Source organism: Enterobacter sp. HK169, assembly GCF_001719105.1.
Lineage (GTDB): Bacteria > Pseudomonadota > Gammaproteobacteria > Enterobacterales > Enterobacteriaceae > Enterobacter > Enterobacter asburiae_B.
The window spans coordinates 1336851-1362941 of record NZ_CP017087.1 but is presented as its reverse complement, the minus strand read 5'-3'; the positions used below and the strand labels follow the sequence as shown (position 1 = coordinate 1362941).

Here is a 26091-nt window from a genome sequence, read left to right as displayed (position 1 = left end):
ATGTTTTTAAGTCAGGAAGATTTTGCCACGGTAGTGCGTTCGACTCCGCTCATCTCAATTGATTTGATCGTGGAGAACGAACGCGGCGAGTTCTTGCTGGGGAAACGAACCAACCGTCCTGCACAGGGCTTCTGGTTCGTGCCCGGCGGGCGCGTGCAGAAGGATGAGCGGCTCAGCGATGCGTTTGAGCGTCTCACTCTGGCGGAACTGGGCCTGCAGCTGCCGATGGCAGCGGGCCAGTTTTACGGGGTCTGGCAGCACTTCTATGACGATAACTTTTCAGGCACCGGGTTCACCACGCACTACATCGTGCTGGGGTTCCGCCTGAAGGTGAGTGAGGCAGACCTGCGTCTGCCTGACTCTCAGCATGACGACTACCGCTGGCAGACGCCAGAGGCGCTGCTTGCCAGCGACAATGTGCATGACAACAGTCGTGCCTATTTCCTGGCCGATCGTCAGTCCGGAGTGCCGGGCTTATGAAAATTTTAGTGTACGGAATCAACTACTCGCCGGAGCTAACCGGCATCGGGAAATACACCGGCGAGATGGTCGAGTGGATGGCGAGCCAGGGACATGACGTGCGGGTCATTACCGCGCCGCCGTACTACCCGGAGTGGAAAGTCGGGGAGCGCTACTCAAGCTGGCGCTACCGTCGCGAAGAGGGCGCAGCGACCGTCTGGCGCTGCCCGCTGTATGTGCCTAAGCAGCCCTCAACGCTGAAGCGGTTACTTCATCTGGGCAGCTTTGCCCTGAGCAGTTTCTTCCCGCTCATGGCGCAGCGTCGCTGGAAGCCGGATCGTATCATCGGTGTGGTGCCGACGCTGTTCTGCACGCCGGGCATGCGCCTGCTGGGCAAACTCTCCGGCGCGCGCACCCTGCTGCACATTCAGGATTATGAAGTTGACGCCATGCTGGGCCTGGGGATGGCAGGCAAAAGCAAAGGCGGCAAGGTGGCGAAGCTCGCCAGCGCGTTTGAGCGCAGCGGCCTGCATAACGTGGATTACGTCTCGACTATCTCGCGATCGATGATGAACAAGGCGCAGGAGAAGGGCGTTCCGGCAGAGAAGGTGATCTTCTTCCCGAACTGGTCCGAAGTGGCGCGTTTTCGCGATGTGACTGAGCAGGACGCTCAGGCCCTGCGCGCGCAGCTCGGTTTGCCTGAAGATCAAAAAATCATTCTTTACTCAGGCAACATCGGCGAAAAGCAGGGGCTGGAAAGCGTGATTGAAGCGGCCCAGCTGCTGAGTGAACATCCGTGGACGTTTGTGATTGTCGGGCAGGGCGGTGGAAAGGCGCGGCTGGAAAAAATGGCCGGGGAACGCGGCCTGACCAACGTGAAATTTTTCCCGCTTCAGTCTTACGAGGCATTGCCTGCGCTGCTGAAGATGGGCGACTGCCATCTGGTGGTGCAAAAACGCGGCGCCGCGGACGCTGTGCTGCCGTCCAAGCTGACCAACATTCTGGCAGTGGGCGGTAACGCGGTGATCACGGCAGAAGCCGAAACAGAATTAGGCCAGCTGTGCGACAGCTATCCGGGGATTGCCGTGTGCGTGGAGCCGGAATCGGTCCCGGCGCTGGTAACCGGAATTGAGAAGGCACTTGCCATGCCAAAAGTGAACACGGTGGCACGTGAATATGCCGAACGCACGCTCGAGAAAGAGAACGTGCTGAGCCAATTTATTGCAGATATACGGGGATAAATCATGAGTCAAACCACTTTGTATCCGGTTGTGATGGCTGGTGGCTCTGGTAGCCGGTTGTGGCCGCTGTCCCGCGTGCTCTATCCAAAACAGTTCCTCTGCCTGAAAGGGGATCTCACCATGCTGCAGACGACGGTAAACCGTCTGCACGGCGTGGAGTGTGAAAGCCCGGTGGTGATTTGTAACGAACAGCACCGCTTTATTGTTGCCGAGCAGCTGCGCCAGCTGAATAAGCTCACCGAAAACATCATCCTGGAGCCTGCCGGACGCAATACCGCGCCCGCGATCGCCCTGGCGGCGCTGGCGGCAAAACGCAGCAGCCCGGACTGTGACCCGCTGATGCTGGTCCTGGCGGCAGACCACGTTATCCAGCAGGAAGACGCCTTCCGCGACGCGGTGCGTGCGGCGATCCCTTACGCCGAGAGCGGCAAGCTGGTGACCTTCGGCATCGTGCCGGATCTGCCGGAAACCGGCTATGGCTATATTCGTCGCGGCAGCGTGACGCCGGGTGAAGGCGACAGCGTGGCGTTTGACGTGGCGCAGTTTGTTGAAAAACCGAATCTGGAAACCGCGCAGGCGTATGTCGCCAGCGGGGAGTATTACTGGAACAGCGGGATGTTCCTGTTCCGCGCCGGACGCTATCTGGAAGAGCTGCGCAAATACCGCCCGGATATTCTGGACGCCTGCGAGAAAGCGATGGCGGTGGTGGACCCGGATCTCGACTTCATCCGCGTGGATGAAGAGGCGTTCCTCGCCTGCCCGGAAGAGTCCATTGACTATGCGGTGATGGAACGTACGGCGGACGCCGTCGTGGTACCGATGGATGCGGGCTGGAGCGATGTCGGCTCCTGGTCCTCCCTGTGGGAGATCAGCGCCCATACCCCGGAGGGTAACGTCCACCACGGCGATGTTATTAGCCACAAAACGGAAAACAGCTACGTCTACGCCGAATCCGGCCTGGTGACCACGGTCGGGGTGAAGGATCTGGTGGTTGTCCAGACCAAGGACGCCGTGCTGATTGCCGACCGTAACGCCGTGCAGGACGTTAAAAAAGTGGTGGAGCAGATCAAGGCCGATGGCCGTCACGAGCACCATATTCACCGCGAAGTCTACCGTCCGTGGGGGAAATATGACTCCATTGACTCCGGTGAACGCTACCAGGTGAAACGCATCACCGTGAAGCCGGGCGAGGGGCTGTCGGTGCAGATGCACCATCACCGCGCCGAGCACTGGGTGGTGGTCGCGGGTACCGCTAAAGTCACCATCGACGGTGAAGTCAAACTGCTGGGCGAAAACGAGTCCATTTATATTCCGCTGGGGGCGACGCACTGTCTGGAGAACCCGGGGAAAATTCCTCTCGACTTAATTGAGGTGCGCTCCGGCTCGTATCTGGAAGAGGACGATATCGTGCGCTTTCAGGACCGCTACGGGCGGGTGTAGCACTCTGCATTATGCCCGGTGGCGCTGCGCTTACCGGGCCTGCGAATGACAAAAAAATCAATTTGGCCATTACGTGGTCAGGGCCGACTGTTGCCTGAAAAAGGGGTCATCATGGAAAAATTAACCTGTTTTAAAGCCTACGATATTCGCGGCAAGCTGGGCGAAGAGCTGAATGAAGATATCGCGTGGCGCATTGGCCGCGCGTACGGCGAATATTTAAAACCGCAGACCATTGTGCTGGGCGGCGACGTGCGTCTGACCAGTGAATCCCTCAAGCTGGCCCTGGCGAAAGGGCTGCAGGACGCGGGCGTGGACGTGCTGGATATCGGCCTTTCCGGGACCGAGGAGATTTACTTTGCCACCTTCCACCTGGGCGTGGACGGCGGTATCGAAGTGACGGCCAGCCACAACCCGATGGACTACAACGGGATGAAGCTGGTGCGCAAGGGCGCCCGTCCTATCAGCGGCGACACCGGCCTGCGCGACGTGCAGCGCCTGGCGGAAGCCAACGACTTCCCGCCGGTGAACGACGCGAAGCGCGGCAGCTACAAAAAAATCAACCTGCAGAAAGAGTACGTCGACCACCTGCTGGGCTACATCAACGTGGCGAACCTCAAGCCGCTGAAGCTGGTCATCAACTCCGGTAACGGCGCGGCCGGCCCGGTTGTCGATGCGCTGGAAGCCCGCTTTAAGGCGCTGAACGTGCCGGTGACCTTCGTCAAGGTGCACAACACCCCGGACGGCAACTTCCCGAACGGTATTCCTAACCCGCTGCTGCCGGAGTGCCGCGACGACACCCGCAACGCGGTGATTGAGCACGGCGCGGACATGGGCATCGCCTTTGACGGCGACTTCGACCGCTGCTTCCTGTTCGACGAGAAAGGGCAATTCATCGAGGGCTACTACATTGTCGGCCTGCTGGCGGAAGCGTTCCTCGAGAAAAACCCGGGCGCGAAAATCATCCATGACCCGCGCCTTTCCTGGAACACCGTCGACGTGGTCTCCGCGGCGGGCGGCACGCCGGTGATGTCCAAAACCGGCCATGCCTTCATCAAAGAGCGCATGCGCGAAGAAGACGCCATCTACGGCGGCGAGATGAGCGCCCACCACTACTTCCGTGATTTTGCCTACTGCGACAGCGGGATGATCCCGTGGCTGCTGGTGACCGAGCTGCTGTGCCTGAAGGGGCAGACGCTGGGCGAGCTGGTGCGCGACCGCATGGCGGCGTTCCCGGCGAGCGGGGAGATCAACAGCAAGCTGGCGCAGCCGGCCGAGGCCATTGCCCGCGTGGAGCAGCACTTTGCGATCCACGCGCTGGAAATTGACCGTACGGACGGCATCAGCATGGCGTTCCCGCAGTGGCGCTTTAACCTGCGCTCGTCCAACACCGAGCCGGTGGTGCGCCTGAACGTGGAGTCCCGTGCTGACACGGCGCTGATGGAAGCCCGAACGAAGGACATTCTGGCGCTGTTGAATCAGTAATAATTGCCCCTCCCGGCGGGAGGGGGAACCGAATACAGGAACAACGATGACGAATCTAAAAAAACGCGAACGAGCGAGAACGAATGCATCGTTAATCTCTATGGTGCAGCGTTTTTCTGATATCACCATCATGGTCGGTGGATTGTGGGCGGTGTGTCGGATCGGCGGGCTGCCGTTCTTATATATGCATCTGCTGATGGCTCTCATTGCGCTGGTCGTGTTTCAGATGATCGGCGGGATGACCGATTTCTACCGCTCGTGGCGCGGCGTGAAAATGACCACCGAACTGATGCTGTTGCTGCAGAACTGGACCCTGAGTCTGATCTTCAGCGCAGGCCTGGTGGCCTTCAGCCATGATTTTGATAATCGCCTCGTCACCTATCTCTGCTGGTATTTGATCACCAGCGTCGGCATGGTGGTGTGCCGTTCCCTGATCCGCTTCGGCGCGGGCTGGCTGCGTAACCGCGGTTATAACCGTCGCTTCGTTGCGGTAGCGGGCGATCTTCCGGTTGGTAAGGTTCTGCTCGACAGCTTCCGCAAAGAGCCGTGGTTAGGGTTTGAAGTGGTCGGGATTTACCACGACGCGAAGCCGGGCGGCGTGCCGTCGGACTGGGCGGGCAATTACGAACAGCTTATTGAAGACGCGAAAGCCGGTAAAATTCACAACGTTTACATCGCTATGCAGATGAGAGACGAATCCCGCATTAAGCAACTGATGCGCGAGCTGGCGGACACCACCTGTTCGGTGATCCTGATCCCGGACGTCTTTACCTTCAACATCCTCCATTCACGCATTGAAGAAGTGAACGGCGTGCCGGTGGTACCGCTGTACGACACCCCGCTGTCGGGCATTAACCGCGTGCTGAAGCGCGCGGAAGATATCGTGCTCTCTTCGCTGATTTTACTGCTCATCTCCCCGGTGCTGTGCTGCATTGCCCTCGCGGTGAAGCTGAGCTCTCCCGGCCCGGTTATCTTCCGCCAGACCCGCTACGGTATGGACGGTAAGCCGATTATGGTGTGGAAATTCCGCTCCATGAAGGTGATGGAAAACGACAAGGTGGTGACCCAGGCAACGCAGAACGATCCGCGCGTCACCCGCGTGGGGAACTTCCTGCGCCGCACCTCGCTGGACGAGCTGCCGCAGTTTATCAACGTCTTCACCGGCGGCATGTCGATTGTTGGCCCGCGTCCGCACGCGGTGGCGCACAACGAGCAGTACCGCTCGCTGATTGAAGGCTACATGCTGCGCCATAAGGTGAAGCCGGGCATTACCGGCTGGGCGCAGATCAACGGCTGGCGCGGCGAAACCGACACGCTGGAAAAAATGGAAAAACGTATCGAATTCGATCTGGAGTACATCCGTGAATGGAGTATCTGGTTCGATATCAAGATTGTTTTTCTGACCATCTTCAAAGGTTTCGTGAACAAAGCGGCGTACTAAGATGAGCTTACGTGAAAAAACCATCAGCGGGGCGAAGTGGTCAGCGATGGCGACCATCGTCATCATTGGCCTCGGTCTGGTGCAGATGACCGTGCTGGCGCGCATTATTGATAATCACCAGTTCGGCCTTTTGACCGTCTCGCTGGTGATTATCGCGCTGGCCGATACGCTGTCTGATTTTGGTATCGCCAACTCGATTATCCAGCGCAAAGAGATCAGCCATCTTGAGCTGACCACGCTCTACTGGCTGAACGTGGGGCTGGGTATTTTCGTGTTCGTGCTGGTGTTCCTGCTGAGCGACACCATCGCCAGCGTGCTGCACAACCCGGATCTGGCTCCGCTGATGCGCACGCTGTCGTTTGCTTTCGTGGTGATCCCGCACGGGCAGCAGTTCCGCGCGCTGATGCAGAAAGAGCTGGAGTTCAACAAGATCGGCATGATCGAGACCAGCGCGGTGCTGGCGGGCTTTACCTTCACCGTGGTGAGCGCCCATTTCTGGCCGCTGGCGATGACCGCTATCCTCGGATACCTGGTTAACTCTGCCGTGCGTACGCTGCTGTTCGGCTACTTTGGCCGCAAGATCTACCGTCCCGGGCTGCATTTCTCTCTCGCATCCGTCTCGTCCAACCTGCGCTTTGGCGCGTGGCTGACGGCGGACAGCATTATCAACTATGTGAATACCAACCTGTCGACGCTGGTGCTGGCGCGTATTCTTGGCGCGAGCGTGGCGGGGGCTACAACCTGGCCTACAACGTCGCGGTGGTGCCGCCGATGAAGCTGAACCCGATAATCACCCGCGTGCTGTTCCCGGCCTTCGCCAAGATCCAGGACGACACCGAGAAGCTGCGCGTTAACTTCTACAAGCTGCTTTCCGTGGTGGGGATCATTAACTTCCCGGTGCTGCTGGGGCTGATGGTGGTTTCCAGCAACTTCGTGCCGCTAGTGTTTGGCGAGAAGTGGAACGGCATCATCCCGATCCTGCAGCTGCTGTGCGTGGTGGGGCTGCTGCGCTCCGTGGGGAATCCGATTGGTTCCCTGCTGATGGCAAAAGCGCGCGTCGACATTAGCTTTAAGTTCAACGTGTTCAAAACCTTCCTGTTTATTCCGGCGATTATCGTCGGCGGGCATATGGCGGGCGCCATCGGCGTCACGCTGGGCTTCCTGCTGGTGCAGATAATCAATACCGTTCTGAGCTACTTCATCATGATCAAGCCGGTGCTGGGCTCCAGCTACCGTCAGTACATCCTGAGCCTGTGGCTGCCGTTCTATCTCTCGTTGCCGACCCTGGCGGTGAGCTACGGCCTGGGCATCATCCTCAGCGGTCACCTGCCGCTGGCCGCGCTGCTGGCGGTACAGGTTGCCGCGGGCGCGCTGGCATTTGGCATGATGATTGTGCTGTCACGCAATGCGCTGGTGGTGGAGATGAAGCGCCAGTTTTGCCGTAACGAAAAAATGAAAACGCTGCTTCGCGCAGGCTAGTTATTTAAGAGGCCATTATGAAATTATTAATTCTTGGCAACCATACCTGCGGCAACCGTGGCGACAGCGCCATCCTGCGCGGTTTACTGGATGCAATTAACACCCTTAAGCCTGAGACTGAAGTGGACGTGATGAGCCGTTATCCGGTCAGCTCATCCTGGTTACTGAACCGCCCGGTGATGGGCGACCCGCTCTATAGCCAGATGAAACAGCATAACAACGCCGCGGGCGTGATGGGCCGCGTGAAGAAAGTGCTGCGCCGTCGCTACCAGCACCAGGTGCTGCTTTCCCGCGTGACCGATACCGGCAAGCTGCGCAATATCGCTATCGCGCAGGGCTTTACCGATTTTGTCCGTCTGCTGTCCGGCTACGACGCCATTATCCAGGTCGGCGGTTCGTTCTTCGTCGATCTCTACGGCGTGCCGCAGTTTGAGCATGCGCTCTGCACCTTTATGGCGAAAAAGCCGCTGTTTATGATTGGCCACAGCGTCGGGCCATTCCAGGATCCGCAGTTTAACCAGCTCGCAAACTACGTGTTCGGCCACTGCGACGCGCTGATCCTGCGCGAGTCGGTCAGCCTCGACATGATGAAGCGCAGCGAAATTGACACCTCAAAAGTTGAGCACGGCGTGGACACCGCGTGGCTGGTGGATCACCAGGACGACAGCTTCCAGCCGAGCTACGCGGTGCAGCACTGGCTCGACGTGGCGGCGAAACAGAAAACCGTCGCGATTACCCTGCGCGAGCTGGCGCCCTTCGATAAGCGTTTAGGTACGACCCAGGCGGCGTATGAGAAAGCCTTCGCCGACGTGGTGAACCGCGTGCTGGACAGCGGGTACCAGGTGCTGGCGCTCTCCACCTGCACCGGCATCGACAGCTACAACAAAGACGACCGTATGGTGGCGCTGAACCTGCGCAATCTGGTGAACGATCCGTCCCGCTATCACGTGGTGATGGACGAACTTAACGATCTGGAGATGGGCAAGCTGCTCTCCGCCTGCGACCTGACCGTCGGCACGCGCCTGCACTCCGCCATTATCTCCATGAACTTTGGCACGCCGGCCATTGCCATCAACTACGAACACAAATCAGCAGGCATCATGCAGCAGCTCGGTATGCCGGAAATGGCCGTGGATATCCGTCATCTGCTCGATGGTTCGCTCGGTGCGATGGTGGGCGACACGCTCGGCCAGCTGCCTGCGATCAATGAACGCCTGGCGGTGGCGGTGAAAGCCGAGCGCGAGAAGGGCATTGGGATGGTGAAATCGGTACTTGACCGCGTACGGGAGGGGAAATGAAGGTTGGTTTCTTCTTACTGAAATTTCCGCTGTCGTCTGAAACGTTTGTCCTGAACCAAATCACCGCGTTTATCGATATGGGATATGACGTGGAGATTATCGCCCTGCAAAAGGGCGATACCAAAAATACCCATGCGGCGTATGCCCAGTATGGGCTGGAGGCGAAAACCCGCTGGCTGCAGGATGAGCCTTCCGGGAGACTGAGTAAGCTGCGCCACCGGGCCAGCCAGACCTTGCGCGGGATCCACCGCGCGTCGACGTGGCGAGCGCTGAATGTTTCCCGCTATGGTTCCGAATCCCGCAATCTGATCCTCTCGGCCATCTGCGGGCAAACCGCGCAGCCGTATCGTGCCGACGTGTTTATCGCCCACTTTGGCCCGGCGGGCGTCACCGCCGCGAAGCTGCGCGAGCTGGGCGTGATTGACGGCAAAATTGCGACCATCTTCCACGGTATCGATATCTCCAGCCGCGAAGTGCTGAACCACTACACGCCGGAGTATCAGCAGCTGTTCAGGCGCGGCGACATGATGCTGCCTATCAGCGACCTGTGGGCCGGACGCCTGAAAAACATGGGCTGCCCGGGAGAGAAAATTGCCGTTTCGCGTATGGGCGTGGACTTAACGCGCTTCACTCGCCGTCCTGTCAAGGTGCCGGGAAAACCGCTGCAGATCATCTCCGTTGCTCGCCTGACCGAGAAGAAAGGCCTCCATGTGGCTATTGAAGCCTGCCGCCAGCTGAAAGCGCGCGGGGTGGATTTCCACTATCGCATTCTCGGCATTGGGCCGTGGGAGCGTCGTCTGCGCACGCTTATCGAACAGTATCAGCTGGAAGATGTCGTAGAGATGCCGGGGTTCAAGCCGAGCCACGAGGTCAAGGCCATGCTCGACGAGGCTGATGTCTTTCTGCTGCCTTCCGTAACGGGCGCAGATGGCGATATGGAAGGCATTCCGGTGGCGCTGATGGAGGCGATGGCCGTAGGTATTCCGGTGGTATCAACCCTGCACAGCGGGATCCCGGAGCTGATTAAGTCTGACCACTCCGGCTGGCTGGTGCCGGAGAATAACGCGATGGCCCTTGCGGACCGATTAGCAGCCTTCAGCGATATTGACCAGCAGGCGCTGGAGCCCGTGCTCCAGAACGCCCGACAAAAAGTGGAAACCGATTTTAACCAGCAGGTGATTAACCGCCAGTTAGCGAGCCTGCTGCAAACGTTGTAACGCCGAGGATGTATGCTGAAAAAGATTACCCGACGCACCTTTGTCTCTTCTCTCTCCGTTCTGGCGGCCACGCCGCTGCTGTCGTCACGCATCGCGCGGGCGGCAAGCGGCAGAACGGTCTCTGTTAATCAGTACAATAACAACGACTGGATCGCCGCCTTTAAGCAGGCGTTTAATGACGGCGACACCGTCGTGGTCCCGGCCGGGCTCACCTGCGAAAACATCAATACGGGTATTTTCATTCCCGACGGTAAAACGCTGCTGATCCGCGGGGCGTTAACCGGCAACGGGCGCGGCCGCTTTGTTCTGCAGGAAGGCAGCAAAGTGATAGGCGAAGGTGCTGGCCGCACGGAGAACATCACGCTCGACGTTCGCGGTTCTGACTGCGTCATCAAAGGGCTGGCCATGAGCGGTTTTGGCCCGGTGACGCAGATCTACATCGGCGGCAAGAAACCGAGCGTAATGCGCAATTTGCTGATTGATAACATCAGCGTAAGCCAGGCCAACTACGCCATCCTGCGCCAGGGTTTCCACAACCAGGTGGACGGTGCCCGCATCACCAACAGTAAATTTAGCCATCTCCAGGGGGATGCGATCGAGTGGAACGTCGCCATCAACGATCGCAATATCCTGATCTCTGACCATGTCATCGACAACATCAACTGCACCAACGGCAAGATCAACTGGGGCATCGGCATTGGCCTCGCCGGCAGCACCTACGATAACGACTATCCGGAGAAGCAAACCGTCAAGAACTTCGTGGTGGCAAACATCACCGGCAGCAACTGTCGCCAGCTGGTGCACGTTGAAAACGGTAAACATTTTGTTATTCGCAATATCAAGGCCAAAAATATTACCCCCGATTTCAGTAAAAAGGCGGGTATAGACAACGCCACGGTGGCCATCTATGGCTGTGATAATTTCATTATTGATAATGTCGATATGGTGAACAGTGCGGGAATGTTAATCGGCTATGGGGTGATAAAAGGCGATTATTTGTCCATCCCGCAGAACTTCAAGCTCAACAATATTCATCTCGATAATCGTCAGCTTGCGTATAAATTGCGCGGAATACAGATTTCATCCGGTAACGCCACCTCGTTTGTGGCGATAACCAACGTGGAAATGCAGCGTGCAACGCTTGAGCTGCACAACAAGCCGCAACATCTTTTTTTACGCAATATCAATGTGATGCAGGAAGCCGCTGTGGGGCCCGCCCTGAAGATTAACTTCGACCTGCGTAAGGATGTGCGGGGTAAATTCATGGCGAAAGACGAGACGTTGCTGTCGCTGGCGAACATAAAAGCAGTGAATGAGAAGGGGCAAAGCTCGGTCGATATTGACCGGGTCGACCAGCAGGTGGTGAATGTGGAAAGGCTTAACTTTGCGCTTCCGCACAGATAATCGACAATCATCAGTTTTGAGACTATTCCTGGCATAAAAGCGCGATCTAATCAGATTACAACTACAGAAATTTGTGATGCTAAGGCGTAACATTGCCCAAGGATTACGGCAAATCATGCTGGCGAAAACAGGTTTAAGAGCTATAATTCGTCAACCATTTTAAGGTGGAAGAAATAATGATTAATTTGAAAGCAGTCATTCCGGTAGCAGGCTTGGGCATGCATATGCTGCCAGCCACAAAAGCCATTCCTAAAGAGATGCTGCCGATCGTCGACAAGCCAATGATTCAGTACATTGTCGATGAGATTGTTGCTGCAGGGATCAAAGAAATCGTCCTGGTTACGCACTCCTCCAAGAATGCGGTAGAAAACCACTTCGACACCTCTTACGAACTCGAAGCGCTGCTTGAGCAGCGCGTCAAACGCCAGCTGCTGGCGGAAGTGCAGTCTATTTGCCCGCCGGGCGTGACCATCATGAACGTGCGTCAGGCGCAGCCGCTGGGCCTGGGCCACTCTATCCTGTGTGCTCGTCCGGTTGTGGGTGATAACCCATTCATTGTTGTTCTTCCGGACATCATCATCGATACCGCTTCTGCCGATCCGCTGCGTTACAACCTGGCGGCAATGGTGGCGCGTTTCAATGAAACCGGCCGTAGCCAGGTGCTGGCGAAACGCATGAAGGGCGATCTCTCCGAGTACTCCGTTATCCAGACTAAAGAACCGCTGGAAACGGAAGGGCAGGTGAGCCGCATCGTTGAGTTCATCGAAAAACCGGATCAACCACAGACACTGGACTCAGACCTGATGGCGGTTGGCCGTTATGTTCTGAACGCTGATATCTGGGCAGAGCTGGAAAAAACCGAGCCAGGCGCCTGGGATCGTATTCAGCTGACTGACGCGATTGCCGAACTGGCGAAAAAACAGTCCGTTGACGCGATGCTGATGACCGGCGACAGCTATGACTGCGGTAAGAAAATGGGGTATATGCAGGCGTTCGTGAACTATGGACTGCGTAACCTGAAGGAAGGGGCGAAGTTCAGAACCCGTATTGAGAAGTTGCTCGCAAACGACTGATATTCCTGCAACGTCTTGGACAAGCGGCAGTCATTATTTTGGTGTATTGAAACATAGCCAAAATGATGACTGCCGTTTTTTATTATTAATCCTATGATTACATAGAGTTACAGGGTTTAAATCTGGATCGCTTTGTAGCGATTTGTGCTTGTTTCTGAGGTCGTTTAGGACGACAATTAACGCCAGTTTTTTGTCTGGATCCAGACAAAAAAATCATTTAATCAGAGATCGCTCAGTGCACTGGTAGCTGTTAAGCCAGGGGCGGTAGCGTGCTCAATTTCTGAAACCGTCAATAAATGCTCAGGTTTCAGAACGCCAGTATCCAGACATATATACTAGACGGAACAGATAACGTGAAAATTCTTGTGACGGGCGGGGCCGGCTTTATCGGCTCAGCGGTTGTACGACATATTATTAAAAATACCCAGGACGACGTCGTCAATGTGGATAAGCTGACCTATGCCGGCAACCTTGAGTCGCTTAGTGAAGTCAGCGAAAGCGATCGATATGTTTTTGAGCATGCGGATATTTGCGATAAAGACGCCATGGATCGCATTTTCGCAAAACATAAGCCTGATGCGGTGATGCACCTGGCCGCCGAAAGTCACGTCGATCGTTCTATTACCGGCCCGGCTGCGTTTATCGAAACCAATATCGTCGGCACTTATGTACTGCTGGAAGCCGCTCGTGCTTACTGGTCAACGTTGGATGAGCAAGCGAAGAAAGCCTTCCGTTTCCATCACATCTCTACCGACGAAGTGTATGGTGATTTGCCGCATCCTGATGAGCACCCGGCATCAGCTGAGCTGCCGCTCTTCACTGAAACCACGGCTTATGCGCCTAGCAGCCCGTATTCAGCATCAAAAGCCTCAAGCGACCATCTTGTTCGTGCCTGGCTGCGTACCTATGGTTTCCCAACTATTGTCACCAACTGTTCGAATAACTACGGCCCGTACCATTTCCCGGAAAAACTGATCCCACTGGTTATCCTGAATGCGCTGGACGGAAAAGCTCTGCCTATTTACGGCAAGGGTGACCAGATTCGTGACTGGTTGTATGTGGAAGATCATGCGCGTGCACTGTACACCGTTGTCACTAAAGGTAAACCGGGTGAAACGTACAACATTGGTGGTCATAACGAGAAGCAGAACCTGGACGTGGTCCATACGATTTGCGATCTGCTTGATGAGATTGTGCCTAAAGAAGAGTCTTATCGCGATCAGATTATGTATGTTGCTGACCGTCCGGGCCATGACCGTCGCTATGCGATTGATGCCGATAAGATTAGCCAGACGTTAGGCTGGAAGCCTGAGGAAACTTTCGAGAGCGGGATCCGTAAAACGGTGGAGTGGTACTTAAATAATACTGAGTGGTGCCGTCGTGTTCAGGATGGTAGCTATCAACGTGAACGTTTAGGATTAGAATAATATGAAAGGTATCATTCTTGCAGGTGGATCAGGTACTCGACTTTATCCTATAACGATGGGCATATCTAAGCAGTTACTCCCTGTTTACGACAAGCCAATGATTTATTATCCACTATCAGTGCTTATGCTAGCTGGTATCAAGGATATTTTAATTATTACTACCCCTGAAGATCAGCAAGGATTTGTCAGACTGTTAGGCGATGGCAGTCAATTTGGAGTTAATCTATCCTTTACTGTACAGCCTTCGCCGGATGGGTTAGCGCAAGCATTTATAATTGGCGAGAAGTTTATTGGTAAAGACCCGGTATGCCTTGTTCTGGGGGATAACATCTTCTTTGGCCAGGGCTTTACACCAAAATTAAGAAGCGCAGCAGAGCGTAACTCGGGGGCGACAGTTTTTGGTTATCAAGTTATGGACCCCGAACGTTTTGGCGTTGTTGAATTTGACAGCAATTTCAAAGCACTGAGTATTGAAGAAAAACCCTCACATCCGAAATCAAACTGGGCAGTTACCGGGTTATATTTCTATGATAATAATGTTGTAGACATTGCTAAAACAATCAAACCATCCGCACGAGGTGAGATTGAAATCACCTCAGTAAATGAAGTCTATCTCAATAATAACTTATTAACCGTTGAGTTATTGGGACGTGGTTTTGCATGGCTTGATACCGGAACACACGATAGCTTGATTGAAGCGGGCAGTTTTGTCGAAACGGTTCAAAAGCGCCAGGGGATGATGGTTGCCTGTCCAGAAGAGATCGCATGGCGTAATGGTTGGTTAAGTGATGATGAACTTTTAGCGCTAGGAACAAAGCTAAGTAAAAATTCTTATGGGCAATATTTAATCAAATTAGCGAGCCGTATATGAAAGTCGAACTTATCCCTTTACAAATTCATGGTGATGAACGGGGTTCATTAGTATCGTTAGAAAGGAATTCTAATATACCCTTTGATATCAGACGCGTATATTACATTTTCGACACTGAAAATGGGGTTACGCGTGGATATCATGCGCATAAAAAACTCATGCAAATGGCCATCGTTCTGAAAGGATCCTGCGATTTTATTTTAGATGACGGAAATGAAAGAATTTCTATCACTTTAAATAATCCTGCTCAAGGTTTACTGATTAACTCGTTCATTTGGCGAGAAATGAAAAACTTCACTCCCGATTGTGTACTGATGATATTAGCAGACAATGAATATGATGAGTCTGATTATATCAGGGATTATGATCAGTTCCGGTCGATGGCAAAATAAATGTTCATACATAAATTAAGCGATGTGCAGTCCGCTAATATTGGTGAGAATACGCGAGTATGGCAATTCTCGGTAATTTTAAAAGATGCAGTCATTGGTAATGATTGTAATATTTGTGCTCATACCTTGATCGAAAATGATGTCATAATAGGCGATCGAGTGACCATCAAATCTGGTGTGTATATTTGGGATGGTATAACAATTGAGGACGATGTATTTATTGGCCCCTGTGTTGCATTTACAAATGATAAAAAGCCGCGTTCAAAAGTTTACCCCGAAAAATTTTCGAGTATCCTGGTAAAAAAAGGGGCTTCTATTGGTGCTAATGCCACTATTCTTCCGGGAATCGTGATAGGTGAAGGTGCGATGGTTGGCGCAGGGGCTGTAGTAACGAAGGATGTACCGGCAAATACGACAGTTGTTGGCAATCCTGCAAGAATATTATTGGAGAAGTAATAATGGTTGACTTTCTGAACTTAAAAAAAATCAATAATCGATATGAAAGCGAACTTAAAGAGGCATGTTCACGGGTTATTGACTCCGGCTGGTATATAATGGGTGCGGAACTTGTCAATTTTGAAAAAGAATATGCAAAATGGTGTGGTGTAAAACACGCTATTGGCGTTGCTAATGGTTTAGATGCGCTGATTTTAGTACTTCGTGCCTGGAAAGAGTTGGGAAAACTGAATGATGGTGATGAGGTTATAGTTCCTGCTAATACATATATTGCCTCTATCTTAGCCATCACCCAAAACCAACTGACACCGATTCTTGTAGAACCCGATCCTTCAACATTTAATCTGAGTGTGGAAGGGGTTAGAAAAGCGATTACTGGTAAAACAAAAGCGATTTTACCTGTGCATTTATATGGAAGAATCTCGCCAATGAAAGGGATTATGGAGATTGCTTTTGAATATGATTTACTCGTGCTTGAAGACTGTGCTCAGTCTCATGGTGCGATAATTGACGGGCAAAAATGTGGCTCCTGGGGGCATGCAGCAGGTTTCAGTTTCTATCCGGGAAAAAATCTGGGCGCGCTCGGTGATGCAGGTGCGATAACAACTAACGATGATAACTTAGCGCAGGTTCTTGTTGCACTACGTAATTATGGTTCGCATGTAAAATATCAGAATAAATATAAAGGTATTAATAGCCGATTAGATGAAATCCAGGCTGCAATGCTTTCGGTTAAATTAAAATATCTGGATGATGATATTTCACGCCGTAGATATATTGCTGAAAAATATTTAACATCTATTAACCATCCTGATGTCATTCTTCCAGCTCTTGATGCTCAGCAAGAGCACGTCTGGCATTTGTTTGTCATTAAAACAAATCACAGAGACTCGTTGAAGAAATATTTGGATAGTAATAATGTTCAAACCCTTGTTCATTATCCTCTGCCGCCACATCACCAGATTGCATATGAGGAACTGAAACATTTGGATTTACCTGTTTCAGAATCACTTCATAACAGCGTATTATCTTTGCCGATGGATCCGACAATGACAGAGGCAGATATTGAGTATGTGATTAAAACAATAAATGGATGGTTGCTTTGAGTTTTGCAAAAGTAACGATACTAAGTGGTGTAATTACCTGTTTTAGGCTTGCATGTGGTCTAATAATATCAAAAGTTGTTGCTATTTATACAGGCCCGGCAGGTATTTCGAATCTGGGACAGTTACAGAACTTTGTAACCTTTATTAATGGGTTTATCTCATCCCAGGTTTCACAGGGTGTTAATCGCTATTCGGCTGAGCATAAGGACAATTATGAAAATGCTAAGCCCTACTGGCGGGCTGCAATAAAGCTTTCAACGATAGCCTGTTGTTTTATAATGTGCCTGGGGATTCTTTCCTCAGGTCATTTGGCTGAGTATCTTTTCCATAATAAAGAGTTTTACTGGCTTATAATTTTAGCATTGATGGTATTACCGCTAAATATTATAAATAGTATTTTTTTAGGTGTATTGAATGGGCTAGGTGATCACAATAAATTTTTCCTGGCAAATATTTTTTCCATTGCTTCATCCGTTATATCCATGACCGGCCTTGTCTATTTTTTGGGGCTTAAAGGTGCACTTATTTCAGCCGCTTTAAATAATGCAGTTGCCGGCTTTTGGTTAATAGTTATTATATTTAAAAAACCATGGTTTAAATTCAAGTATTGGTATGGTACGACCCCTCGAGAGCAAGTTAATGAGATGGGTAAGTACTTTGCAATGGGCATAATTGGTGCCTTAACAGGTCCGATTTCCCTGATTGTTGTCAGAACTCTGTTGACAAATAATTTTTCGTTAGAATATTCAGGGTATTGGCAGGCCGTTAGTAAAATATCAGAAGCCTATCTTGCGGTGTTAACCACTGCTATGACGGTTTATTATTTTCCTAAAACGGCTGCAGCGAAAACACTCTCTGACCATTTAAGCATATTGAAAACAGGTGCACGACTTGTTGTACCTCTTTCTCTTGTGATGGCGTTAGGTATTTTCTATTTAAAAGACTTTATTATAAGTTTTTTATTCACAAAGGATTTTCAACGTGCTGGCGTTCTTTTTTTGTATCAGAATATAGGCGATTTTTTCAGGATTTGTAGTTGGCTCTTCGCAACTATTCTACTGGCGAAAGGATACTTTGTGATAAATGCGACGTTAGAAGTATCATTCGCCCTTCTGTATCCTTTATTAGTTAAATTGCTTATCTCCATTTATGGGTTTGAAGGGGTAACCCTGGCATATTGTTCAACGTATTTTATTTATCTCATTGCTACTGCAATAATTTATTTGTGGCATATAAAATATAAAGTGAGTTAATGGAATGAGGATTACACCCGAAGACTTGAGCGTTATTATTCCGGCATACAATGAAGAAGCAAATATTCTAACTATTCTGAAAACCCTTGATAAGCAGTCTTTGGAGGGGTTTAGCGTCATTGTCGTTGACGATGGTTCACTGGACAATACAGCTGCTCTCGTAGAAATGTATGAACCGAAGCAGTTTAGCCTTCAATTACTCAAGCAAGACAATAAGGGTGCCGCACAGGCTAGGGAAACTGCTATTCGCTATTCCAAATCGAAATATATTGCAGTAATCGATAGTGATGACAGCTTAGCTGAGGATTCTCTGGAAAAAGCATTTAAACCTTTAGTCTCTGAACCCTCCCATGATATTTCCTTATTTAATTTGAATTATGTTGACTCTATAGATAAAAACGTCACAACTAAGTTTATTTGTTATACTCCTAACAAAAAATTGAAAGGCTCGGAAGTTTTTTCAAATTGTATTAGGTCATGGGGAGTGCATGCGTTTGGTATTTATAATAGAAATATAATTTTAACAGCATACGAATCATATAATACTTTGAATAAAGAGTGCGTTAATTACCTTAATAATGATGAGGTGATTTCACGCATCTCTTTTGATTTAGCTAATACTATCTTTTTATCCGATGGTGATTATTTTTTTGTAAACAATACTAACTCAACAACGCGCAGAATCAACCATAATTATTATAAAGTAATGCATAATGCTTTCTTTCTATTAAATTATATTGAACATAAAACTAATTCGCAAAACAAAAGTATACTAATTAACGATGCGTATGCTTTAATTATCAGTACTATATGGGGCGTGTCGGTTAGATATTTTAAGTGGTATAAGTCGCTTACATCGAGTAAGAGAGCAGAATGGCACTCAATGATAAGCCATTCAGTAAAATCTGTTATTCGCGATCTGAAAGTTAGAAATATGGTCGTCACGAAAAAAAACAAATTACAATTAATTTTATTAGGTATTATATTTTAATATGGATGCTATTTTAGTTACGATAATCGTTGCAAGTTATAATGCAGAAAAATATATTGTTGAAACCTTGGATTCCTGCATTAATCAAACTTACAAATCAATTCAGATAATTATAGCAGATGACAACTCAAAGGATAACAGCGTCCAGATTATTGAAAATTGGCTCAATGAAAAAAGAATATCACACCCTCATATTGAGTGCCTGTTGATCAAAAATGAGACCAATAAAGGTACAACGGCTAACTTTAACAGCGCGATTAAACACGTTAAAGGGCAGTGGATTAAATGTATAGGATCAGATGATATTTTGATTGCTACCTCTATCAGTGAATTTATTGAAAGAGTACAACGGGTACCTTCTAATGAAAATTATGGTGCATTCTTTACTTATTTTGAAACCTTTGGAACAGATGTCACTACACCAGATAAGTACCCGCTACCTTGGACAAGAGATGTTTGTAAGATGGCACCTTCTAACATCAAAAAAAATCTAGCAAACATCCACTTTAATAATTTGGCACCTGGTGCATTTATAAATCATAAATACCTGATCACGTTTGATGAGCGGTATCGATTACTTGAGGATTTACCTTTTTGGTTAAAACTTATAAATAATGATATACAGACAGGTTTCTTTGATTTTACAAGCGTTAAGTATCGGGTGCATGATGCGCAAGCCACATCCAGAAACTCAACTATAAATGTTCATCTTTATAATGATTTACTGTTAGTAAATGAGACCAGGTTAAAAGATAAACATTATATTGGCTATTTGCATAATAAATTAAATTTATACATTTCCTTTAATAATGTGCGTGCTTTCAAATATATCAAAGCAATGAACCCTGTTCAGGTTATAATAACTCTTTATGAAAAGGTTCGTAGATAATGTTTATACTAATGAACGTTATCCCTTTGTTAATTCTTTCGCTAATATGGGGAAGGTTTAATACAGGCTCTAAAAACATTCTTAGAATGATTATTTGGATTGTTTTAGTTTTCTCTTTTACAACTTTTTATATTAATGGCGTAGACTGGAGTATTTATTATACGCGGTTCATAAATGATGAAGAACTGTATTTAGCATTTGAGCCAGGGTTTGTTATTTACCTTAAAACCTTGCTGTTTATTGCAAACAATAACTTTGGGTATGCAATAATGCTATTTTACGCTCTGGCGTTTGCATTGCTAGGATATAATTTAAAAAAAATTAAAATAAATGAACCTCTTTTTATTGCCGCTTTGTTGATTGTTTTTGGGTATACATTAATATTAGAACAACTACGCCAATTTATTGCCTGCATCATAGTCTTTGCGGCAATAATAAACTATTCACTTAATAAATCATTGTTGCGGCTAATTGTAGGTGTAATCATCGCTGCTACAATGCATGTCTCAGCATTGATAATTATACCAGCGATTTTTTTATGCAAATTAAAGAGTAGAAAACTATTCATTTCGGTAACAGTTGCATCTATCTCTTTATTTGCCTTCTTGCTTATCTTTGGTGTAAAAATAATAATTTTACTTGCTCAAGTGAATTTCGCATTTAGAAAGATACTTTTTTATATTGAGCAGAATCCTATCTCGATACAGTTTGGATGGTTAAATCTACTAGTTCTGCTCTTCGTTGTTTTTTATGTTTCCTATTCTTATCAGATTGAGAAGAATGAAAGCTTGAGATTATTAAATCGATTTATTTTTGTTGGCGCTGTTATTTATCTTTATAGCGGGGCGATAACGTTCTTAACCAGGGTTACCTTCTATTTTATCTTTGTGGCAATTTTTATCTTTTCACTGTGTGCAAGAGAAAATTATAGACGGATTTTTGAGGTTAAAAGCTATAACACGCTGTTCCTTAATTTATATTTCTTTGTCTTTTTAACGTTTTGCTTCTTGTCATATTTCCGTAACCCTTCCGCTCCAGTATCTTTTGGCAATATGAATTATCATATCGCGACATTATTTGATGAAAGAGAAATAGGAAGAATAGCCAACGGTGTTCTGGGCGATGCGCTTAATGGAGAATCAAATAATGTGCAAAAATAAACTGCTATTCGTTATCACAGGACTGGGTCTTGGTGGTGCGGAACGGCAATTGTGCATCCTGGCTGATAAGTTTTATCAACGTGGGTATGATGTCATGATTGTCTCCTTAAATGGAGAGACAGTCGTACGCCCCGAAGAAAAAAACATCAAAATCCTTAATTTGAATTTAAAGAAGAGCCCGCTCTCGTTTTTTAAAGTGATATTCCACTGTCGAAAAATACTCAAAGAATATCAGCCTTCTGTTGTTCATAGCCATATGTTTCATGCAAATCTCTTAATGAGATTAGTCGGTTTTTTATTTAAAAAGAGTTATAAACTTGTTTGTACCGCTCACAGTAAAAATGAAGGCGGCGCATTACGAATGTTCATTTATCGTCTTACTGATAAATTTGCAGATGTAAATACTAATGTGAGTAGAGAGGCTCTGGATGAATTTATTCGTAATAAGGCTTTTTCAAAATCGAAGTCCGAGGTAGTATACAACGGTATTGACGTAGATAAATTTGATTATAACGCCGAGAGCAGGACATCTATCAGACATCAGCTAAATATTGATGACAAAGAAAAAGTCATTCTTGCAGTTGGACGACTAACCCCAGCAAAAGATTACCCTAATCTCATTAACGCTTTTAATATACTGCCGGATGATTTTAGGTTAATTATCATCGGCGAGGGGGAGTTGCGTAATGATATTGAGCGACATATTAATCGTTTAAACTTAACATCGCGAGTAACCTTGCTTGGTAGCATTGATTCAGTCAATGATTATTATTCTGCATGTGATTTATTTGTACTGTCATCTGAATGGGAAGGATTCGGATTAGTTGTTGCAGAAGCGATGGCCTGTAAATGCATTGCTGTATGTACAGATGCTGGCGGAGTGAAAGAGGTGATAGGTAATCCTCAGTACGTTGTACCTGTTTCAAATTTCCAGGCTTTGTCTGATAAAATAATTGAGATATGTGAATTAAATACTGAGCAAAAAAAGATTATTAGAAATCAAAACCGTAACCATATTGTAAAGAATTTTTCCATTACATCTGTGGTGGATCGTTGGTTAAGTATTTACAAAACACAACAGGTTGATAAATGAAAATTTTGCTCATAGGGAATCAATCTAGCACCATTATTCTTTTTAGAAAAAAATTGATTGAACAACTTGTGACCAGAGGAATTAAGGTTCACGTCCTTGTTATGGATAATGACAGAGGAAATTTTCAAACGATATCAATGTTTGGTGCTATGCCTGAGCAATATGATTTTTCACGGTCAGGAATGAATCCACTTTCAGATCTAATTAACACGGTTGCATTGTCAAAAAAGATCCGACATATTAATCCTGATGTTGTTTTTTGTTTTTTTCCAAAGCCGGTAATTTTTGGCACTCTGGCAGCAAAACTTGCTGGTGTCAAAAATATCTATAATCTTCTTGAAGGGTTAGGCTTCTGCTATACCGCTCATTTCAAAAAGGATTCGTTTAAAAAGAGGTTGCTAAAGGCAATACAGACTTTTTTATATAAGTTAACTTTGCCCCGAGCTAAAAAAGTGCTTTTCCTAAATCACGACGATTATCAAGACTTAGTAGTACAAAATAATATCGAAATTTCTGATTTTGAGGTAATTGGCGGCATTGGTGTCGATCTTAATGATTATTCTTATAATAAACCAAAAACGGATACTATACATTTTGGAATGGTATCCCGCTTATTGGTTGAAAAAGGCGTCAGAGAGTTTGTTCAGGCCGCAAAAATCGTTAAATCTAAATTTCCTCAAGTGAGATTTAGTATCGCTGGCGCTATAGATGACAATCCAGGTGGTATTACTCGAGACCAACTTAACAGTTGGGAAAACGAAGGTCATGTTGAGTTTTTAGGCCAGATATCAGATGTAAAAAGCTATCTCAATGATCTAAGTGTTTTTGTGTTACCTTCTTATCGTGAAGGCATTCCACGTAGTACTCAAGAGGCCATGTCTATTGGCCGTGCGATTATTACTACTGACGTTCCCGGCTGTCGTGAAACGATCGTCCACGGTATAAATGGGTTGATGGTTCCACCTTGGGACGTTGAAGCACTTGCAAGTGCAATGACTTCTGTCATTAATAATTCAGATCAGATAGTATCAATGGGTATAGAAAGTCGCCGCATTGCGGAAGCGAAATTTGATGATAAAGCTGCTACAGAGAAATTAATTAATATCTTAATTGCGCATGATTAAATCTTGTAATATATTAATCTGGCACTAAATAAGCTCTGCATTATTGCTGTTCTTATACTAATGATTATTAACTGATAATTAAGGTCAGAAATTATATGGCTATTCTTGTTACAGGCGGAGTTGGTTACATAGGTTCTCATACTGTGTTAACACTGCTTGAAAATAGTGAAAAAGTTATAATACTGGATAACTTATCAAACTCTTCTTTAGAATCATTGAACAGAATAAAATCTATCACAGGCATTGAACCTGTTTTTTATCAGGGTGATATTTTAGATAGTACACTTTTGCAAAAAATATTTTCTAAGCATAGCATAACTGATGTCATTCACTTTGCTGGTCTTAAGTCAGTTGGCGAATCTGTATCACAGCCCCTTAAATATTATGAGGTAAATATTTTAGGAAGTCTGTGCTTATTGGGTGAAATGCTCAAGGCAGGAGTTAAAAATTTCATTTTTAGTTCGTCCGCTACGGTTTACGGTGAACCAGAAACCATTCCATTAACAGAATCTTGTCGGACCGGAGGAACAACGAATCCTTACGGCACATCAAAATTGATGGTCGAAAAAATTCTTATCGATTTAGCAATTGCCCATCCGTCATTTAATATCACTATTCTGAGATATTTCAATCCTGTTGGCGCGCATCCATCAGGTCTTATTGGTGAAGATCCTAACGGTATTCCTAACAATCTTATGCCTTATATCTGCCAGGTCGCCATTGGTAAACGCGAACGGCTTTCGATTTATGGTAATGATTATCAGACGAAAGATGGTACCGGTGTTCGTGACTTTATTCACGTTATGGATCTTGCCGAAGGTCATGTGGCTGCATTAAAACGCCGAAACGATGCATCTAATCTCAATATTTATAATCTCGGAACAGGAAAAGGTTATTCTGTGCTCGAACTTTTGGATGCGTTCAAACGAGTGACAACACTTTCAGTACCCTATGTGTTTGCCTCAAGACGTCAGGGCGATATTGCTGAATGTTGGTCAGATCCTTCTAAAGCACGTGATGAGCTCGGCTGGACGGCTCAACGGGATCTCGAGGATATGGTCCGGGATGCATGGAACTGGCAGCAAAAGAACCCTAACGGCTTCAAAAATAATTGATAGTAAAAGAGCATCTTACGCCACCAGTAAATATTATTGGATTTCTGCATCCTGAGTTAACATAAGTCCAACATTGAACTGCGTGATGATTCGCAGCTACCACACCTGACAGGAGTATGTAATGTCCAAACAACAGATCGGCGTCGTCGGTATGGCAGTGATGGGGCGCAACCTGGCGCTCAACATCGAAAGCCGTGGTTATACCGTCTCCGTTTTCAACCGCTCCCGTGATAAGACCGAAGAAGTGATTGCCGAGAACCCAGGCAAGAAACTGGTTCCTTTCTATACGGTGAAAGAGTTCGTTGAATCTCTGGAAACGCCTCGTCGTATCCTGTTAATGGTGAAAGCAGGCGCAGGTACCGATGCAGCTATCGACTCCCTGAAGCCTTACCTTGAAAAAGGTGACATCATCATTGATGGCGGTAACACCTTCTTCCAGGACACCATTCGTCGTAACCGTGAGCTGTCTGCTGAAGGCTTCAATTTCATCGGTACCGGTGTATCTGGTGGTGAAGAGGGCGCACTGAAGGGCCCATCCATCATGCCTGGTGGACAGAAAGAAGCATACGAACTGGTTGCGCCTATTCTGACTAAAATCGCTGCCGTTGCCGAAGATGGCGAGCCGTGTGTGACTTATATCGGTCCGGACGGTGCTGGTCACTATGTCAAAATGGTGCACAACGGCATCGAATACGGCGACATGCAGCTGATTGCTGAGGCTTATTCCCTGCTGAAAGGCGGTCTGAACCTTTCCAATGAAGAACTCGCGGAAACTTTCACCGAGTGGAACAAAGGCGAGCTGAACAGCTATCTGATCGACATCACCAAAGATATCTTCACGAAGAAAGATGAAGAGGGTAAATACCTGGTTGATGTGATTCTGGATGAAGCTGCGAACAAAGGTACCGGTAAATGGACCAGCCAGAGCTCTCTGGATTTGGGCGAACCGCTGTCTCTGATCACCGAATCCGTCTTCGCGCGTTACATTTCTTCTCTGAAAGAGCAGCGCGTCGCGGCATCTAAAGTGCTGTCTGGCCCGCAGGCTAAACCAACGGGTGATAAAGCCGAATTCGTTGAGAAAGTGCGCCGTGCACTGTACCTGGGTAAAATCGTTTCTTACGCGCAGGGCTTCTCTCAGCTGCGTGCAGCGTCAGACGAGAACAACTGGGATCTGAACTACGGTGAGATCGCGAAGATCTTCCGCGCGGGTTGCATCATTCGTGCGCAATTCCTGCAGAAAATCACCGATGCCTATGCTGAAAACGCCGGTATCGCCAACCTGCTGCTGGCACCGTACTTCAAGAAAATTGCGGATGAATATCAGCAGGCGCTGCGTGACGTGGTTGCCTACGCTGTCCAGAACGGTATCCCGGTTCCGACCTTCTCTGCTGCAGTAGCCTACTACGACAGCTACCGTGCTGCTGTGCTGCCAGCTAACCTGATTCAGGCACAGCGTGACTACTTCGGTGCGCATACTTACAAACGTACCGATAAAGAAGGCGTGTTCCATACCGAATGGATGGAATAAGTTAACTTACTCGCTGTAATCAAAACCCGGAGCTTGTCTCCGGGTTTTTTTATGCAAAAAGTGTCGCCTGTTATTCGAAGTAGTCTGAATCTCGCCCCGCTCGTAGTGATTACTCCTGGTTTGCCTTGACAGTTCAGTTTGCCAGGAGGTAC

22 protein-coding genes and 1 pseudogene are annotated in these 26091 nt (G+C 48.1%); all 23 read left to right on the top strand.

Annotation, left to right across the window (positions count from 1 at the left end):
• The gene (locus tag EnteroDNA1_RS06565) at window positions 1-480 is read left to right on the top strand and encodes a GDP-mannose mannosyl hydrolase (protein ID WP_033145977.1); all 480 of its coding nucleotides are present in this window, start codon (window positions 1-3) and stop codon (window positions 478-480) included.
• The gene (gene wcaI, locus EnteroDNA1_RS06560) at window positions 477-1700 is read left to right on the top strand and encodes a colanic acid biosynthesis fucosyltransferase WcaI (protein WP_048980170.1); all 1224 of its coding nucleotides are present in this window, start codon (window positions 477-479) and stop codon (window positions 1698-1700) included. The genes EnteroDNA1_RS06565 and wcaI overlap by 4 nt, the downstream gene beginning before the upstream one ends.
• A 3-nt stretch (window positions 1701-1703) precedes the next feature.
• On the top strand, window positions 1704-3140 hold the full coding sequence (gene cpsB, locus EnteroDNA1_RS06555) for a mannose-1-phosphate guanyltransferase (RefSeq protein WP_069303058.1): 1437 nt from the start codon (window positions 1704-1706) through the stop codon (window positions 3138-3140).
• A 111-nt stretch (window positions 3141-3251) separates the two neighbouring features.
• Entirely contained in the window at window positions 3252-4622 is a 1371-nt protein-coding gene (gene cpsG / locus EnteroDNA1_RS06550) for a colanic acid biosynthesis phosphomannomutase CpsG (RefSeq protein ID WP_045899519.1), read from the top strand.
• Window positions 4623-4668: 46 nt separating this feature from the next.
• Window positions 4669-6063 carry an undecaprenyl-phosphate glucose phosphotransferase gene (gene wcaJ / locus EnteroDNA1_RS06545; protein WP_033145973.1) on the top strand — a complete coding sequence of 465 codons (1395 nt, stop codon included), beginning with the start codon at window positions 4669-4671 and terminating at the stop codon, window positions 6061-6063.
• A gap of 1 nt (window position 6064) precedes the next feature.
• Window positions 6065-7542, top strand: a pseudogene (gene wzxC, locus EnteroDNA1_RS06540) (colanic acid undecaprenyl disphosphate flippase WzxC).
• A 17-nt stretch (window positions 7543-7559) separates the two neighbouring features.
• Complete coding sequence (gene wcaK, locus EnteroDNA1_RS06535) at window positions 7560-8840, top strand: colanic acid biosynthesis pyruvyl transferase WcaK (protein WP_032658813.1); 1281 nt, start codon at window positions 7560-7562, stop codon at window positions 8838-8840.
• Window positions 8837-10057 carry a colanic acid biosynthesis glycosyltransferase WcaL gene (gene wcaL, locus EnteroDNA1_RS06530; RefSeq protein WP_064672799.1) on the top strand — a complete coding sequence of 407 codons (1221 nt, stop codon included), beginning with the start codon at window positions 8837-8839 and terminating at the stop codon, window positions 10055-10057. The genes wcaK and wcaL overlap by 4 nt, the downstream gene beginning before the upstream one ends.
• 12 nt (window positions 10058-10069) lie before the next feature.
• Window positions 10070-11461 carry a colanic acid biosynthesis protein WcaM gene (gene wcaM, locus EnteroDNA1_RS06525; RefSeq protein WP_047741609.1) on the top strand — a complete coding sequence of 464 codons (1392 nt, stop codon included), beginning with the start codon at window positions 10070-10072 and terminating at the stop codon, window positions 11459-11461.
• A 176-nt stretch (window positions 11462-11637) separates the two neighbouring features.
• Window positions 11638-12534 (top strand): GalU regulator GalF, encoded by an 897-nt coding sequence (gene galF / locus EnteroDNA1_RS06520; RefSeq protein ID WP_029742022.1) that lies wholly within the window; start codon window positions 11638-11640, stop codon window positions 12532-12534.
• Window positions 12535-12887: 353 nt separating this feature from the next.
• Window positions 12888-13961 (top strand): dTDP-glucose 4,6-dehydratase, encoded by a 1074-nt coding sequence (rfbB, locus tag EnteroDNA1_RS06515; RefSeq protein WP_069303057.1) that lies wholly within the window; start codon window positions 12888-12890, stop codon window positions 13959-13961.
• 1 nt (window position 13962) lies between these two features.
• Entirely contained in the window at window positions 13963-14832 is an 870-nt protein-coding gene (gene rfbA / locus EnteroDNA1_RS06510; protein ID WP_064672796.1) for a glucose-1-phosphate thymidylyltransferase RfbA, read from the top strand.
• Window positions 14829-15224, top strand: coding sequence for a sugar 3,4-ketoisomerase (locus EnteroDNA1_RS22460; RefSeq protein WP_064672795.1), 396 nt, complete (start codon window positions 14829-14831; stop codon window positions 15222-15224). The genes rfbA and EnteroDNA1_RS22460 overlap by 4 nt, the downstream gene beginning before the upstream one ends.
• Window positions 15225-15680 carry an acyltransferase gene (locus EnteroDNA1_RS22455; protein ID WP_064672794.1) on the top strand — a complete coding sequence of 152 codons (456 nt, stop codon included), beginning with the start codon at window positions 15225-15227 and terminating at the stop codon, window positions 15678-15680.
• Between the two features lie 2 nt (window positions 15681-15682).
• Window positions 15683-16786 carry a DegT/DnrJ/EryC1/StrS family aminotransferase gene (locus EnteroDNA1_RS06495; protein ID WP_064672793.1) on the top strand — a complete coding sequence of 368 codons (1104 nt, stop codon included), beginning with the start codon at window positions 15683-15685 and terminating at the stop codon, window positions 16784-16786.
• Entirely contained in the window at window positions 16774-18039 is a 1266-nt protein-coding gene (locus tag EnteroDNA1_RS06490) for an O-antigen translocase (protein WP_069303056.1), read from the top strand. The genes EnteroDNA1_RS06495 and EnteroDNA1_RS06490 overlap by 13 nt, the downstream gene beginning before the upstream one ends.
• A 25-nt stretch (window positions 18040-18064) precedes the next feature.
• Window positions 18065-19030: a glycosyltransferase family 2 protein gene (locus tag EnteroDNA1_RS06485; RefSeq protein WP_166670504.1), complete on the top strand. Its 966-nt coding sequence runs from the start codon at window positions 18065-18067 to the stop codon at window positions 19028-19030.
• A gap of 1 nt (window position 19031) precedes the next feature.
• Window positions 19032-19919 carry a glycosyltransferase family 2 protein gene (locus EnteroDNA1_RS06480; protein ID WP_064672790.1) on the top strand — a complete coding sequence of 296 codons (888 nt, stop codon included), beginning with the start codon at window positions 19032-19034 and terminating at the stop codon, window positions 19917-19919.
• Window positions 19919-21079 carry an EpsG family protein gene (locus EnteroDNA1_RS06475; RefSeq protein ID WP_064672789.1) on the top strand — a complete coding sequence of 387 codons (1161 nt, stop codon included), beginning with the start codon at window positions 19919-19921 and terminating at the stop codon, window positions 21077-21079. The genes EnteroDNA1_RS06480 and EnteroDNA1_RS06475 overlap by 1 nt, the downstream gene beginning before the upstream one ends.
• Complete coding sequence (locus EnteroDNA1_RS06470) at window positions 21066-22172, top strand: glycosyltransferase (RefSeq protein ID WP_064672788.1); 1107 nt, start codon at window positions 21066-21068, stop codon at window positions 22170-22172. The genes EnteroDNA1_RS06475 and EnteroDNA1_RS06470 overlap by 14 nt, the downstream gene beginning before the upstream one ends.
• Window positions 22169-23296 carry a glycosyltransferase family 4 protein gene (locus EnteroDNA1_RS06465; RefSeq protein WP_064672787.1) on the top strand — a complete coding sequence of 376 codons (1128 nt, stop codon included), beginning with the start codon at window positions 22169-22171 and terminating at the stop codon, window positions 23294-23296. The genes EnteroDNA1_RS06470 and EnteroDNA1_RS06465 overlap by 4 nt, the downstream gene beginning before the upstream one ends.
• Window positions 23297-23391: 95 nt before the next feature.
• Window positions 23392-24411 (top strand): UDP-glucose 4-epimerase GalE, encoded by a 1020-nt coding sequence (gene galE / locus EnteroDNA1_RS06460; protein ID WP_064672786.1) that lies wholly within the window; start codon window positions 23392-23394, stop codon window positions 24409-24411.
• A 121-nt stretch (window positions 24412-24532) separates the two neighbouring features.
• Window positions 24533-25939 (top strand): NADP-dependent phosphogluconate dehydrogenase, encoded by a 1407-nt coding sequence (gene gndA, locus EnteroDNA1_RS06455; RefSeq protein ID WP_069303055.1) that lies wholly within the window; start codon window positions 24533-24535, stop codon window positions 25937-25939.
• Window positions 25940-26091: the final 152 nt, after the last annotated feature.

Excerpts from the sequence above, each read along its gene's own strand:
- EnteroDNA1_RS06565 (WP_033145977.1), top strand. The coding sequence starts at position 1 with ATGTTTTTAAGTCAGGAAGATTTTGCCACGGTAGTGCGTTCGACTCCG.
- wcaI (WP_048980170.1), top strand. The coding sequence starts at position 477 with ATGAAAATTTTAGTGTACGGAATCAACTACTCGCCGGAGCTAACCGGC.
- cpsB (WP_069303058.1), top strand. The coding sequence starts at position 1,704 with ATGAGTCAAACCACTTTGTATCCGGTTGTGATGGCTGGTGGCTCTGGT.
- cpsG (WP_045899519.1), top strand. The coding sequence starts at position 3,252 with ATGGAAAAATTAACCTGTTTTAAAGCCTACGATATTCGCGGCAAGCTG.
- wcaJ (WP_033145973.1), top strand. The coding sequence starts at position 4,669 with ATGACGAATCTAAAAAAACGCGAACGAGCGAGAACGAATGCATCGTTA.
- wcaK (WP_032658813.1), top strand. The coding sequence starts at position 7,560 with ATGAAATTATTAATTCTTGGCAACCATACCTGCGGCAACCGTGGCGAC.
- wcaL (WP_064672799.1), top strand. The coding sequence starts at position 8,837 with ATGAAGGTTGGTTTCTTCTTACTGAAATTTCCGCTGTCGTCTGAAACG.
- wcaM (WP_047741609.1), top strand. The coding sequence starts at position 10,070 with ATGCTGAAAAAGATTACCCGACGCACCTTTGTCTCTTCTCTCTCCGTT.
- galF (WP_029742022.1), top strand. The coding sequence starts at position 11,638 with ATGATTAATTTGAAAGCAGTCATTCCGGTAGCAGGCTTGGGCATGCAT.
- rfbA (WP_064672796.1), top strand. The coding sequence starts at position 13,963 with ATGAAAGGTATCATTCTTGCAGGTGGATCAGGTACTCGACTTTATCCT.
- EnteroDNA1_RS22460 (WP_064672795.1), top strand. The coding sequence starts at position 14,829 with ATGAAAGTCGAACTTATCCCTTTACAAATTCATGGTGATGAACGGGGT.
- EnteroDNA1_RS22455 (WP_064672794.1), top strand. The coding sequence starts at position 15,225 with ATGTTCATACATAAATTAAGCGATGTGCAGTCCGCTAATATTGGTGAG.
- EnteroDNA1_RS06495 (WP_064672793.1), top strand. The coding sequence starts at position 15,683 with ATGGTTGACTTTCTGAACTTAAAAAAAATCAATAATCGATATGAAAGC.
- EnteroDNA1_RS06490 (WP_069303056.1), top strand. The coding sequence starts at position 16,774 with ATGGTTGCTTTGAGTTTTGCAAAAGTAACGATACTAAGTGGTGTAATT.
- EnteroDNA1_RS06480 (WP_064672790.1), top strand. The coding sequence starts at position 19,032 with ATGGATGCTATTTTAGTTACGATAATCGTTGCAAGTTATAATGCAGAA.
- EnteroDNA1_RS06475 (WP_064672789.1), top strand. The coding sequence starts at position 19,919 with ATGTTTATACTAATGAACGTTATCCCTTTGTTAATTCTTTCGCTAATA.
- EnteroDNA1_RS06470 (WP_064672788.1), top strand. The coding sequence starts at position 21,066 with ATGTGCAAAAATAAACTGCTATTCGTTATCACAGGACTGGGTCTTGGT.
- EnteroDNA1_RS06465 (WP_064672787.1), top strand. The coding sequence starts at position 22,169 with ATGAAAATTTTGCTCATAGGGAATCAATCTAGCACCATTATTCTTTTT.
- galE (WP_064672786.1), top strand. The coding sequence starts at position 23,392 with ATGGCTATTCTTGTTACAGGCGGAGTTGGTTACATAGGTTCTCATACT.
- gndA (WP_069303055.1), top strand. The coding sequence starts at position 24,533 with ATGTCCAAACAACAGATCGGCGTCGTCGGTATGGCAGTGATGGGGCGC.